At 71.1% G+C, this 13,038-nt stretch carries 9 protein-coding genes; 3 read left to right on the top strand and 6 right to left on the bottom strand.

The annotated features are described in order from the left end of the window. Window positions 1–155: 155 nt before the first annotated feature. Both WME73_RS21530 and WME73_RS21525 read right to left on the bottom strand, forming a co-directional pair. Window positions 156–1,100, bottom strand: coding sequence for a metallophosphoesterase family protein (locus WME73_RS21530; RefSeq protein ID WP_437747278.1), 945 nt, complete (start codon window positions 1,098–1,100; stop codon window positions 156–158). 127 nt (window positions 1,101–1,227) lie between these two features. After that, a complete protein-coding gene (locus WME73_RS21525) occupies window positions 1,228–2,193 on the bottom strand; it encodes a formylglycine-generating enzyme family protein (protein ID WP_437916907.1) in 966 nt (321 codons plus the stop codon). A gap of 238 nt (window positions 2,194–2,431) precedes the next feature. Here WME73_RS21525 and WME73_RS21520 point away from each other — a divergent pair, with 238 nt between their 5' ends. From WME73_RS21520 to fxsT, 3 genes are all read left to right on the top strand, one after another. Continuing rightward, window positions 2,432–3,931, top strand: coding sequence for an SIR2 family protein (locus WME73_RS21520; protein ID WP_437747276.1), 1,500 nt, complete (start codon window positions 2,432–2,434; stop codon window positions 3,929–3,931). A 26-nt stretch (window positions 3,932–3,957) separates the two neighbouring features. Beyond that, window positions 3,958–5,034 (top strand): ATP/GTP-binding protein, encoded by a 1,077-nt coding sequence (locus WME73_RS21515; protein WP_437747275.1) that lies wholly within the window; start codon window positions 3,958–3,960, stop codon window positions 5,032–5,034. Between the two features lie 144 nt (window positions 5,035–5,178). Continuing rightward, window positions 5,179–8,049 carry an FxSxx-COOH system tetratricopeptide repeat protein gene (gene fxsT, locus WME73_RS21510; protein ID WP_437916906.1) on the top strand — a complete coding sequence of 957 codons (2,871 nt, stop codon included), beginning with the start codon at window positions 5,179–5,181 and terminating at the stop codon, window positions 8,047–8,049. Between the two features lies 1 nt (window position 8,050). Here fxsT and WME73_RS21505 read toward each other — a convergent pair whose 3' ends face one another. From WME73_RS21505 to WME73_RS21490, 4 genes are all read right to left on the bottom strand, one after another. After that, a complete protein-coding gene (locus WME73_RS21505) occupies window positions 8,051–9,370 on the bottom strand; it encodes a pyruvate dehydrogenase complex dihydrolipoamide acetyltransferase (protein WP_437747273.1) in 1,320 nt (439 codons plus the stop codon). Window positions 9,371–9,409: 39 nt separating this feature from the next. Beyond that, a complete protein-coding gene (locus WME73_RS21500; protein ID WP_437747272.1) occupies window positions 9,410–10,393 on the bottom strand; it encodes a pyruvate dehydrogenase complex E1 component subunit beta in 984 nt (327 codons plus the stop codon). Continuing rightward, window positions 10,390–11,367, bottom strand: a complete 978-nt coding sequence (gene pdhA, locus WME73_RS21495; RefSeq protein ID WP_437916905.1) for a pyruvate dehydrogenase (acetyl-transferring) E1 component subunit alpha — start codon at window positions 11,365–11,367, stop codon at window positions 10,390–10,392. Before pdhA ends, WME73_RS21500 begins: the two co-directional genes overlap by 4 nt. Before the next feature lie 201 nt (window positions 11,368–11,568). Further along, a complete protein-coding gene (locus WME73_RS21490) occupies window positions 11,569–12,990 on the bottom strand; it encodes a protein kinase domain-containing protein (protein WP_437873171.1) in 1,422 nt (473 codons plus the stop codon). Between the last annotated feature and the right edge of the window lie 48 nt (window positions 12,991–13,038).

The following is a 13,038-nucleotide window of genomic DNA, read 5'->3' as shown; positions in this document are numbered from 1 at the left end:
CACCGGACTGCCCGCGCAGCGCCCCCGCTGCGCTCGAGTCACGGCACTGCCGAGCCCCGAACATCGCGCGCCCGCCTGGACGGTCCTGCGTGCGGCGGATGGATTGCGCGCGGCTCCGGTGGGGCGCTCGGCGGAGCGCCGAGCGCGCGGCGGGCTCATCGCTCGGGGACCGGGACCTCGCGGAACGCGTCTTGACCCGGGACGAAGCGGTGCGACGTGATGCCCCCGATCGTCCCCGCGTCGTCGATCTCGTAGACATTGAACCCGGCCATCCGTTCGTCGCTGTCGTGAAGGAGCGAGGCGCTGGTGGCGCCCACGGCGTCGATGTGACCCCGCTCGGTGTGCAGCTTGCGGTGAATGCGCCGGTGCAGGTGCCCATGCAGCAGCAAGCCGCGGCGCACCTGCCGCAGCAGCCGCCCCTCTGCCGCGGCATCACCCAGGCCTTCCAGCAAGGTCTTCGCCCGGCTCGCCGGGTTATGGAAGGGGTGGTGCTGAAGCACGACCGGCGTTCGCCGCCGCACCTCCGGGTGTTCTAGCGCTCGCTCGAGCGCGCGCAGCTGGACCGGGCCGAGCCGCCCCGATGCCACCAGCGGGGGACGCGGCCAGGCGGTCGAGAGGCCGATGATCGCGACGGGCCCGCGCAGGTGCACGAAGGGGAACGCCGAGCCTCCGCCATCGCGGGTGGCCCCACCGTCGCCGCTCTTGCCAGGCGCGTCGAGGACGATGTCGGAGCGCAGGTACGGCGCGAAGTACTGAGAGAAGCGCTGCGAGCGGTGCGCGCCCTTCGTGTACGCGTCGTGGTTCCCCGGGACGATGCTCACCCGCTCGGGCGGAAGAGCGAGATCGCTCTGCAAGAAGTTGCGGACCAGGACGAACTCTCGTTCGAGCGCGAGGTTCGAGACATCGCCGGTGATGACGACGTGGTCCACGCCGAGCCGCCGTATCTCCCGCGCCGCTGCGTGCACCGCGTGCGGCTTGTGGATGGCGTGGCGCCGGAAGCGGAGGTTGAGGTAGCCCGTGAGACGCTTGTTCAGGAGCCGGAACGGGAAGGCCCCCTCGAGGGAGAGGAGGTGCAGGTCAGAGAGGTGCGCGATCCTCACGGGCGCAGTATGGGCTCTTCCGGCGCGGCGGCCAACCGCCGCGCGCCTCAGCCCGCGCAGCGGCCAACCGCCGCGCTCCTCGAGCGCTCGTCGCGCGCGCCTCGGCTCGAGCGTCGCCCGCCGCGGCTCAGGCGTCGCGCGCGCAGCGGAAGCCGCGCCACGCGCGGCGGCTGGTCGGCGAGTCGTGCCCCCGCGCGGCGCCACGCAGCCAGGGCCGACCCAGGATGTAGCTGCCGCCGCGCAGCACACGCTCCTCCCCCATGTCGGGCCCCCGCGGGTTCTTCGCGCTGCCGCTTGGATACTCGGGATGGTAGTAGTCAGCGACCCACTCCTCGACGTTGCCGGCGAGGTCGTCGATGCCATCGGGGGTGCGGCCGGCCACGAGCGAGCCGACGGGCGCGAGCTCGAGGAAGCCGTCGCCGTCGTCGAGCTCGTCGAACGACAGCCTCCCGTGGTTCGCGTGGAATGGGTTGTAGACATGACCCCAGGGGTAGCGGCGCCCGGCCACGCCCCGCGCCGCCCGCTCCCATTCGGCCTCGGTCGGCAGGCGACCGCCGGCCCAGACGCAGTAGCGCTGCGCGTCGCTCCACGAGACGAGAACCACCGGAACCTCGGGCCGATCGAAGCGCTGCCCGCCGGAGGCGTACGGAGGTTCGGCGCAGACGCCGGCCGAGACGCACCGGCGGTAGCTCGCGACGGTCACCTCGGTTCGGTCGATCCAGAAATCCGACAGGTACACCTCGTGGGGCACGAGCTCGTTCGCGAAGCTCGCCTCGGTCTCGTCGACGCACAGCTCACCGGCCGGCTCGAGCTTGCAGAGCGTCACCGCGTGCGCGATCTCGACCTCGCTCGATCCCATCGTGAAGCTCCCCGCGCGCACGAGGACGGCAGGCGGACCGGGCGCGCGCAGCGCGACGACGCTCGCGGGCGAGCGCGCGCGCTCGCCAGCGGCGGCCGCCGGGAGCGCGGCCTCCGAGCGCGCCGGGAGGCGCGGGGCGCGCCGCGCGCGGGGTGGTGGAGCGGCCACGCCGGCCAGGGAGAACGCGACGAGCGTGGCCACCGTCGCCAGCGTGAAGAGGGCCGCCGGGCGCATGTCGGAGACGTAGCATGCTCCAGCCTCGCGGACTGTTTCCGCCTCTTCCGACTTCGCTCGATGCGGCGGTCAGTCGTCTCGGACGTCATGACCGCAGCGGGCCGCCTGGTCGAGCGTTCGACCCTGCGCCGCGCGGCGCACTTTTGCGGCGCGTCGCGCGACGCGCGGCGAAGGCGCACCACGCGACGCGCCGCAAAAGTGCGCTGCGCGCCGAGGAGCGATAGACTCGAGGGGCTCGATGTCAACCCTTATGGACAACGCGAACACGGTGAGCGCGGAGGTCGACGCCGCGGTGATCGAGGCGCTGCATGAGGCGCTCGAGAGCGGAGAGCTCGTGCTCTTCGTGGGGGGAGGCATCTCGGCCGCGGCCGGGCTGCCGACGTGGCGTCAGCTCGTCGACCTGCTCGTCGAGAGGGTGCGCGAGCAGACCAGCGACGAGGTCGCGATCGCCGAGGTCGCGTCCCTCGCGCGATCGCAGCGCTACAGCGAGGCGCTGGGCGCGGCGGAGCAGGCGCTCGGCCCAGCGGAGTTCAACGCGTTCGTCGAGGATGCGCTCGACGACGAGGGGCTCGATCCGCCGCGGATTGCGATCGCGATCGCCGCGCTGCGAGACAAGCTGCGCGCCGTGCTCACCACGAACCTGAACCACCTGCTCGAGCGCGCCTTCGGCTTCGAGTGGGACACCATGTGGCGCGTCACCGACGAGGTCGCGTGGCGGCGGCGGTTCATCCTCAAGCTGCACGGCACGCTGAAGGAGCCGCACAGCTGGGTGTTCGCGCGCGAGCGCTTCCTCGCGTCGATCGCGCCGCCCGACGTGCGCAAGTCGCTCACGACCGTGCTCTCGCGGTGCCCCGTGCTCTTCATCGGCTTCGGACGCGCCGACGGGAACTTCGACGAGATGCTGACGGACATCCACGCGCTCTCGGGGGCCTCGCCGCCGCCTCGCTTCGTCATCGCCCCGGGCTCGAGCCTGACGCCGCTCCGCCGCAAGACGCTCGCGGACATGGGGTTCCTGCTCCTGCCTTACGACACCCCCGACGGCAGCCACGACCGGGTGCTCGCGATCCTCGAGCGCACGTGCGCTCCCCGGCCGCGCGCGATCACGTCGCGCGGTCGCTCGATCCTTCCGCCCCCGATCCCCGATCTCGAGCTCCCGCCCTCGTCGTCGTCGCTCGGCGCGCTGTACGATCTCCCGCCGGACTCGGCCCCGTACGACGACACGGTCACGATGACGGGGGCGCTCGAAGCGTCGCGGCGCGAGCGCGTCTCCGCGCCTCCGGCGAGCCCGATCGAGGTGTTCTTCTCGTACTCGGAGAGCAACCGCGAGCTGCGCGACAAGCTCGAGACGCACCTCACCATCCTCAAGCGGAAGGGCGTCATCCGCGGCTGGCACGACGGCGAGATCGGCGCTGGCGAGGAGCGCGACACGGCGCTGGCCGAGCACCTCGAGACCGCGAAGGTCATCCTCCTGCTCATCAGCGCGGACTTCCTCGCGTCGGACTTCTGCTACGACGTCGAGATGCAGAAGGCGATCGAGCGCCACGAACGGGGTGAGGCGCGCGTCATCCCCGTCATCCTCGACGCCTGCGACTGGGAGGGCGCGCCCTTCGGCAGGCTGGCCAGCTTGCCGCGGGGCGGGCGTCCGGTGACGAGCTGGGTCAACCAGAGCGAGGCGTTCACCGACATCGCAAAGGGCATCCGAAAGCAGGTCGAGCAGCTAACCCAAAACCCCTCCTGAGCTCACCGAGCGCCGGCGCCCAGCCGGTGAGCCATTCAGAGGTGCCACCGCCGCCCGGGATCTGGAGCGTCCCCGCGTCGACCAGCCGGAACCTGGCCGCGCGCGACGATCTGCTCGCCGAGATCGGCGCCGCGCTCGCCAGGCGCGGCGTGGCGCCGCTCTGCGGGCTCGGCGGCACCGGCAAGACCAAGCTCGCGATCGAGTACGCGTACCGCAACGCCGGCGCCTACGACACCGTCTTCCTGATCGACGGTCAGAGCCAGGCGACGATGGACGCCTCTTTCGTCACGCTCGCCGCGGAGCTGAGGCTGCCCGAGCACGAGCAACTGGATCCCGCTCGCGCAGTCGGCGTGGTGCGCAGCAAGCTCGGGCGCCGCGGTCGCTGGCTCCTCCTCTTCGATGGCGTGCGCGACCCGAGCGAGGTCGAGCCCTACATCCCGAGCGTCTCCCACGGCGGCCACATCCTCACGACGTCGCAGAACCCTATCTGGCGCGGTCTCACGACGGTGAACGTCCGCGGCATCGAGCGCGCCGAGTCGGTGCGCTTCCTGCTCCAGCGCACGGGCGAGACCGACGCGGAGTCGGCCGACGCGCTCGCAGAGGAGCTCGGCGATTTGCCGCTCGCCCTGGCGCAGGCCGGCGCTTACATCGAGGAGACCGGACGCCCGCTCGCGGAGTACCTCGCCCTGTTCCGGCAGCGGCCGGCCGCGCTCCTGGAGCGCCCCGTCAGCTTCCCGGTGACGGTCGCGACCGCCTGGGAGAGCTCGCTCGCGGCCGTGTTCAGCCACCAGGCAGCGGCGGAGCTCCTCAGCTTGTGCTCGTTCCTGCCGATGGACGCGATCCCTCGGCGGTCGCTCAGCGAATACGATCCGCTCGCGCTCGACGACGCCATCGCGATGCTGCGGCTGCACTCGCTGATCGAGGTGCGGCCGCACGCGCTCAGCGTCCACCGCCTCGTGAAGATCGTCGTCCGCAACCAGCTGCGGCGGGACGATCGGCGGCGATGGATGGATGCGGCGCGCCGCATCGTTCAGGCTTCCGGCCGGATTTCCCCGAGCACGGAAGAGGAGCGCGAAGGTAGGACGGAGCCGGAGTCGGGGTAAGGCAAGCCCCTCACGAGACGATGGAGGTTCGACCCGCATGTATCCGAGAGCGTCAACTACCGTCTCTTCCTGGGTCTTTTCCGACCGCGTATTCTCGTTGCGCGTCAGGTCGGTCGTGAGACTTTAAGGCCCGCGAGAGGAACTATGGTTGCCTTGGCGACGAGCCCCGCCGATGTGTTCTTCTCCTACTCTCCGAGGGACGAGGACCTGCGGCCCAAGATCGAGACCCACCTCGACGCGCTGAAACGGCAGGGGGTCATCCGGAATTACCAGGGCTTCGCGCTCGGCGGAGGGAGGGAGCGGCGAGAGGCGACCGCGGCGAGGCTGCGCGAGGCGCGGGTCGTGCTGCTGCTCGTGAGCGCGGATTTCCTCGCCACCGACGCGTGGCTCTCTCCGGAGATGCGAGAGGCGATCGCTCGCCACGAGGCCGGCGAGTGCCGGGTCATCCCCGTGATCCTGCGGCCCTGCGCCTGGGAGAAGACGCTGCTCGGCGAGCTCCAGCCGCTGCCGAGCCGCGCGCGGCCCGTGACGAGCTACCCCAACCAGAGCGAGGCGTTCACGGAGATCGCGAAGGGGATCCGGAGCGCCGTCCGCGAGACGGAGCCGCCGACGCAACGGCCGGCCGCTCGAAGGCCGTCGAGCTCGCCCGACGCGGAGCCTCACATCAAGAAGCTGCCGCCGCGCAACCCGGGCTTCACCGGGCGCGACCAGCTCCTGAGCGAGCTGCGGAGCACGCTCACCACGGGGGGGCCCGCTGCGCTCACGCAGTCCATCAGCGGCCTCGGCGGCGTCGGCAAGACGCAGCTCGTCGCCGAGTACGCGCACCGGTACGCGAGCCAGTACAACGTCGTCTGGTGGATCCGCGCCGAGGAGCCGGCCACGGCGGCCGAGGACTTCGCGCGCCTCGCCGCGGCCCTCGACCTGCCAGAGCAGAACGAGGCCGACCAGCGGATCGCGATCGAGGCGGCCCTGTCGTGGCTGTCGCGCAACGACAGGTGGCTCCTCATCTTCGACAACGTGAACGACCCGCAGGACGTCGCCCCGTACCTCCCGCACCCGCGCACCGGGCACATCGTTATCACCTCCCGGAACCCGAGCTTCCGCGGCATCGCCACCCCGCTCACCGTGCCGGCGCTCGATCGCGCCGACTCGGTGAAGTTCCTGCTCGATCGGACCGGGCAGAGCGACGCGCGCGCCGCGGAGAAGCTCGCCGAGACGCTCGGGGATCTCCCCCTCGCGCTGGTGCAGGCGGCGGCGACCATCAAGGAGACGGGATCGTCCATCGCGACCTACCACGCCGCCTTCGGTGATCACCAGCGCGGGCTCCTGCTCCGCGGCATGCCGATGGACTACCCGACGCCGATCGCCACGACCTGGGGCCTCGCGTTCCAGGAGGCGCAGCGCCTCTCGCCCGTCGCGGTCGACCTCTTGAGCCTGTGCGCGTACCTGGCGCCCGATGACATCCCGCGCGAGGGCCTCGCCGACGCCGCGCCGCACCTGCCGGCGGCGCTCGCCGAGGCGCTGAGCGATCCGCTGATGCTCGACGAGGCGGTCGCCGCGCTCCGCCGCTACTCGTTCATCGACGTGCACGAAGGCGCGCTCTCCGTGCACCGGCTCGTCCAGGCGGTGGTCCGCGATCGCCTCTCGCCCGAGGACCGGAAGGTGTGGGCCGAGGCGGCGGTACGGCTCGTCGACCACGCGTTCCCCGAGAGCAGCGACGAGGTCGAGACGTGGCCCTTCTGCGCCCGATGGCTGCCGCACGCGCTCGCCGCGGCGAGCCAGGCCGAAGCGCACGACGTCGCGAGGGAGGTGCGCGGGCGGCTCCTCGCCCGGTTCGCCGTCTACCTGCAGGGGCGCGCCGCGTTCGCGGAGGCGAAGGGGTACCTGGAGCGGGCGCTCGCGCTCCACGAGGCGGTGTTCGGCCACGACGATCCGAAGGTCGCGGCCGTGCTGCGCAGCCTCGGCAGCGTCCTCCACGACCTCGGCGATCTCGGCGGCGCGCGGGCGCACCTGGAGCGCGCGCTGGCGATCGACATCGCGAGCTTCGGCCCCGATCACCCGGACGTCGCGCGCGACGTGAACGACCTCGGCAGCGTGCTCATGGATCAGGGCGATCTGCCGGGCGCCCGCAAGCACCTGGAGCGCGCCCTCGCCATCGACGAGGCGACGTACGGCCCCGACGATCCGAGCGTCGCGATACGGCTCAACAACCTGGGCGCCCTCTTCCGCGACCTCGGCGACTTCGCGGGCGCGCGCGTGCACCTCGAGCGGGCGCTCGCGATCGACATCCGCGCCTACGGTCCGGGCCACCCGACCGTCGCGATCGGACGCACGAACCTCGGTCGGCTGCTCCACGATCTCGGCGACCTCAAGGGAGCGCGCGAGCAGTTCGAGGAGGCGCTCAAGATCGATGAGCACAGCTACGGCCTCTACCACCCGCGCTTCGCGCTCGCGCTGAACAACCGCGGGCGCGTGCTGCGCGATCTCGGAGACCTGGCCGGGGCGCGCGCCGACTTCGAGCGGGCGCTCGCGATCGTCGAGGACACCTACGGGCCGGATCACCCGGACGTGGCGCGGGACATCAACAACCTCGGCAGCGTGCTGCGGGACCTCGGCGATCTCGAGGGCGCGCGCGCGAACTTCGCGCGCGTGCTGAAGATCGCCGAGGCGACCTACGGCCCGGACCACCCGGCGGTGGCGATCGGCTGCAACAACCTCGGCAGCGTGCTGCAAGCGCTCGGCGAGCTGCCCGGGGCGCGCGAACAGCTGGAGCGCGCGCTCGGCATCGCGCAAACCACGTACGGTCCGGATCACCCGGTCGTGGCGAGCATCGTGAACAACCTCGGCCGCGTCTTGCAGGCGCTCGGCGATCTGTCGGGCGCGTGGCAGCAGATCGAGCGCGCCGTGGCGATCGCCACGAAGGCGCTCGGGCCGTCGCACCCGTCCGTGCAGATCTTCTCGCGGAACCTGGCGCGCCTCGGCGACGCCCTGGGGAGCAGCGCCGAGGCGACCTGAGCTAGCCGATCAGGATCTGCGTCGGGTGCTCCAGGAGCTGGCGCAGGACCTTGAGGAAGGTCGCGCCGACCGCGCCATCGACGACGCGATGATCGCAGGAGAGCGTCATGCTCAGGCGGCGGCCCGGCACGATCTGCTCGCCGCGCACGACGGGCTCGCGACGGACCTGGCCCACGGCGAGGATCGCTCCCTCGGGCGGGTTGATGACGGCGCCGAAGTTGTCGATCCCGTACATGCCGAGGTTCGAGATCGAGAACGTGCCGTTCGCCATCTCCTCGGGCCGCAGCTTCTTCGCCTTGGCTCGCCCGGCGAGCTCGCGCACCTCGGCCGCGATGTCGAGCACCTGCTTGCGATCGACGTCGCGCACCACCGGCGTGACGAGGCCCTCAGGGACGGCGACCGCGACCGAGATGTCGACGCGCTGGTGAATGAGGATGGCGTCCGGGGTGAACTGCGCGTTGCACTCCGGGACGCGCACGAGCGCGATGGCGCACGCCTTGACGAGGAGATCGTTGAAGCTGACCTTGGCCGGCTTCTCCCCCTCGGCGGCGGTCGCCGCGAGATCCGCGTTGATCTGCTCGCGAAGCGCGTTCAGCGGATCGGCGTCGACGTCGATCGAGAGGTAGAAGTGCGGGACCGTCTGCTTGGACTCGGTGAGGCGCCGGGCGATCGCCTTGCGCATCATGCTGAGCGGCCGCACCTCCGGCGCAGCGAGCTCGCCGGGGGCGGTCGCCTTGGCCGCCCCGGCGGCCGGCGCCGGCTTCAACCCCTCGAGGTCGCGCGCGACGATGCGCCCGCGCGGACCGCTGCCGGCGACGCTGCTGAGGTCGAGCCCGCGCTCTCGGCCGAGCTTCCGCACGTAGGGCGACGCCTTCACGCGTCCGTTCGACGACGGCTGCGGCGCGGCTGGCTGCGTGGGCGGCGAGACCGCCTCGCCGCGCGCCGCGGGCGGCGGGCTCGTCACGGGCGCGTCGCCGCCGGCCGGCGGCGCGGCGCGCTCTCCCTTGGGCTGAGCCTCCGCCGCGCTCGGCTTCGCCGCGGCAGCGCCGCCGCTCCCGCCGGCGAGGGCGCTTACGTCCTCGCCCGGGGTGCCGATGATCGCGACAGGCTGGCCGAGCTGAACCACGCTGCCCGCAGGCACGAGGATCTTGAGCAACGTCCCTCGATCGAAGGACTTGTACTCCATGGTCGCCTTGTCGGTCTCGACCTCTGCGAGCAGATCGTCGATGTCGATCGCGTCGCCTTCCTTCTTGTGCCAGGCACTGATCTGCCCCTCCTCCATGGTCGGGGACAGCTTCGGAAGTTCCAGAACCTTCGCCATGGGTCTATCAACCTTGATCGGGGATGTGGGTCCGCTCAGTCAGCTTTTGTAGAGAACGCGGTGAACATTTTCGATGATCCGCGACGCCTGCGGGATCACGTATTGCTCCAGCCGCGCGTTGTAGGGCATCGGGACGTCGAGCGTCGTCGCGCGCAGCACGGGCGCGTCCAGCTCGTCGAACGCGAGCCGCTGGATGCGATCGGCGATCTCCGCGCCGACGCCGCCGTACGGCCAGCCTTCGTGCGCCACGACCGCGCGGTGCGTCTTCGTGACGCTCTGCACGATCGTCTCCTCGTCGAGCGGGCGCAGCGATCGCAGGTCCACGATCTCCGCGCTGATGCCCTCCTTCTCCAGCTCCGCCGCCGCCTCGAGCGCGACGTGCACCATCCGGCTCCACGCGATGATCGAGACGTCGGTCCCCTCGCGCACGATCGAGGCGACCCCGAGCGGCACGATGAAATCCGGGTCGTCGGGCACCTCGCCCTTCACGCCGTAGAGCGTCTCGCTCTCCATGAAGAGCACCGGGTTGTCGTCCCGGATCGCCGACTTGAGGAGACCCTTGGCGTCCGCCGGCATCGCGGGCGCGAGGACCTTGAGGCCGGGGACGTGCGCGTAGAAGTGCTCCATCGAGTGTGAGTGCTGCGAGCCGACCTGCTTCGCCGAGCCGTTCGGCGCCCGCAGCACGAGCGGGATGGTGAGCTGCCCGCCGGACATCTGCCGGAGCTTCGCCGCGTTGTTGAGGATCTGGTCGAACGCCACGGCGGAGAAGTTCCACGTCATGTACTCGACGATCGGCCGGAGCCCGACCATCGCCGCGCCGATCGAGATGCCCGTGAACCCGCTCTCGGTGATGGGCGCGTCGATCACGCGCTTGCTCCCGAACTTGTCGAGCATCCCCTCGGTCACCTTGTAGGCGCCCTGGTAGTGCCCGACCTCCTCGCCGACGAGGTACACCCGCTCGTCGCGCTCCATTTCCTCGATCATGGCGGCGCGAACCGCCTCACGGAATCTTAGGACGGTCATCGCGCAAAAGGTCCTGCATAGGTTGTGGGCTCGAGCACCTCGGGCCCGGGTTCGGGGCTCTCCTCGGCGAAGCGGATCGCGTCGGTGATCTCGTCTTCCACCTCTTTCTCGATCGCCTCGAGGGCGGCCTTGTGGCCCTTCTCCTCGAGCTCGATGCGAGAGCGAAGGAGCACGTCCTTCTTCTTGCGCTCCTCGAGCTCCTCCTTCGTCCGGTACTTGCCGGGATCGCTCATCGAGTGGCCCCGGAAGCGGTACGTCCTGATCTCGACCAGCGTCGGCTCCGACTGCGTGCGCGCCCGCGTGACGGCCTCGGCGAGGCGATCACGCAACTGGAGGACGTGCTCGGAGTTGAAGCGATCGCGCTCCATCCCGTAGGCGAGCGCCTTCAGCGAGACGTCCTCGACCGAGAGCGTCCGGGAGAGCGGCGTCCCCATCGCGTACTCGTTGTTCTCGCAGACGAACACGATCGGCAGCTTCCACAGCGCTGCGAGCGACATCCCTTCGTGGAAGTCGCCGATGCTCACCGCGCCCTCGCCGAAGAACACCATCGAGACCCGGTCCTCGCCGCGGTACTTCGACGCGAACGCGGTCCCGACGGCGATGGGGATGTGCCCGCCGACGATGCCGTAGCCGCCGAGCATGTTGTGCTCTTTGTCGAAGAAGTGCATCGAGCCGCCGAGCCCCTTCGAGCACCCGGTGACCTTGCCGTAGAGCTCGGCCATCGCGGCGCGCGAGCTCATCCCGCGGGCGAGCGCGAGGCCGTGATCGCGGTAGGTGGTCATCACGTAGTCGTCGGGGCGGAGCGCCGCGGAAGCACCGACGGCGATGGGCTCCTGACCGATGTACAGGTGAAGGAACCCGCCGATCTTGCTCTGCGCGTACGCGCGGGCCGCTTCTTCCTCGAAGCGGCGTATCTGAAACATCTTTCGGTAGAGCGACAGATGGAGATCGTCGCCGTTTGTCAGGGTAGTCATCGCGGAGATCTCAAGGGGCAGAACAGCAATTCAGACAGTCGCTAGCGCAGCGATCGGCGTGATTCCAGGGCGCCCTCTCCGGGGCTTGCGATGGACCCAGCGAGGCGCTTGGCGTCGGCCGTGCAGGACAGCGACGGTGCTTACTCGGGCTCCTTTACGGGAGTTTTTTCCGCGTGACAACGCATCCGCGATGTCACCCGTTCAACGCGCAGCAGCATCGGCACCACCGGCGTCCTGCGTGCCGGGCTCTGTGGTCTCTGGCACGCCGAGGTCGTCGGTCTCCGGTGTTCCGGCGTCCGCGCCTTGCTCGTCCTCGGGAAGCGCGGTCGGCACGGGCGAGGTCGTGGCGCTGCCCGGCGCGCTGGCGCTGGGCTCCGCGGCGCTGGGCTCCGCGCTGACCGTCGCGCGCGCCGTGGTGTCGGCGGGGTCGTGCTTCGGGCGCGCAGGCCGCGTCGACGGGACGGCGCGCGGTCGCGGCGCCGTGGTGGCCGACGAGGCGATCGGCGCTGCTCCGACGGCGGGCTCCTCGGCGGGCGCGTCTGCAGATCGCAGCGCGGTGTGGAGGAGCAGCGCGGCCGTGGCCACGACCACGGCCGCACCCACGGCGATCTGCCCCGCCTTCCGCTCGCGGGGAGGGAAGTCGGCGTCGAGCGGATCTGCGCGCACCGCGGCTGGCTCGGCGGGCAGCGCCGGCGTCGCCGTGACGGCGCTGTCCAGCATCCGCCTCGGCATCTGGCTGGAGGCGGCCCACTCGAGGCTGTTCGCGAACGCGGCGCCGAACTCGTCGCAGCTCGGGTATCTGTCCTCGGGTCGCTTCGACAGCCCGCGCGCGAGCACCTGATCGAGCGACGGGGGGAGGCCGAGCTCCTTCGCGATCGGCGGCGGCTCGTCGCTCGCGATCTTCGAGGCGACCGAGACCGCGTCGTCGCCCGGGAACGCGCGGCTCCCGGAGATCGCCTCGTACATGACGGCGGCGAGCGAGAACTGATCGCTCTCGGGCGAGAACTTGCCGACGCGGAACGTCTCCGGCGCGCTGTACGCGGGCGTCCCCATGAGCCCTCCCTGGTGCGTCAGCGTCGAGTCCGGGATCCGCGCGATGCCGAAGTCGGCGATCTTGCCGCCGTTCGCGGAGAGGATGATGTTCTCCGGCTTGATGTCGCGGTGGACGATGCCTGCCCGGTGCGCGATCGTGAGGGCCTCGCCGAGCTCGCACGCGAGGCGCGCCGCCTGCGACGCCGAGAGCGGCCGCCCGAGGAGGTGCTGCTTGAGCGTCGGCCCCTCGACGTACTCGAAGACGAGGTAGAGCCCGAAGTCCGGGTCCTCGCCGACGTCGTGGAGCGTGACGAGGTTTGGGTGGGTCACCCGGGCGGCGGCGCGCGCTTCGTGGCGCATCCTCACGATGAGCTGCTCGCGGACGTCGCGCGGGATGCGCAGGTCGTCGCGCAGGTGCTTCAGCGCGACGTCGCGATCGAGCAGCGGATCGTGCGCGAGCAGCACGCGCCCCATCGCGCCCTCGCCGAGGAGGCGCTGCACGTGGTAGCGGCCGAGGGCGGCGGGCAGCACGGAGCTATCGCTCGGCTGTGCGAGCGCGCCGCCGCCATCGGAGGACGAGGATCGAGGCACGTCGCGTCGGTTCTATCCGGCCGGCGGCCCCGGCGGAAGGCCTGGCCG

The sequence above is a fragment of the Sorangium sp. So ce302 genome, assembly GCF_051530145.1.
GTDB classification, from domain to species: domain Bacteria; phylum Myxococcota_A; class Polyangia; order Polyangiales; family Polyangiaceae; genus Sorangium; species Sorangium cellulosum_B.
The sequence above is the reverse complement of the archived record's forward strand: the minus strand, read 5'-3'. Positions and strand labels throughout refer to the sequence as shown.

Coding starts and splice junctions, on each gene's coding strand:
- WME73_RS21525 (WP_437916907.1), bottom strand. CDS start 2,193: ATGCGCCCGGCGGCCCTCTTCACGCTGGCGACGGTGGCCACGCTCGTC.
- WME73_RS21520 (WP_437747276.1), top strand. CDS start 2,432: ATGTCAACCCTTATGGACAACGCGAACACGGTGAGCGCGGAGGTCGAC.
- fxsT (WP_437916906.1), top strand. CDS start 5,179: ATGGTTGCCTTGGCGACGAGCCCCGCCGATGTGTTCTTCTCCTACTCT.
- WME73_RS21505 (WP_437747273.1), bottom strand. CDS start 9,370: ATGGCGAAGGTTCTGGAACTTCCGAAGCTGTCCCCGACCATGGAGGAG.
- WME73_RS21500 (WP_437747272.1), bottom strand. CDS start 10,393: ATGACCGTCCTAAGATTCCGTGAGGCGGTTCGCGCCGCCATGATCGAG.
- pdhA (WP_437916905.1), bottom strand. CDS start 11,367: ATGACTACCCTGACAAACGGCGACGATCTCCATCTGTCGCTCTACCGA.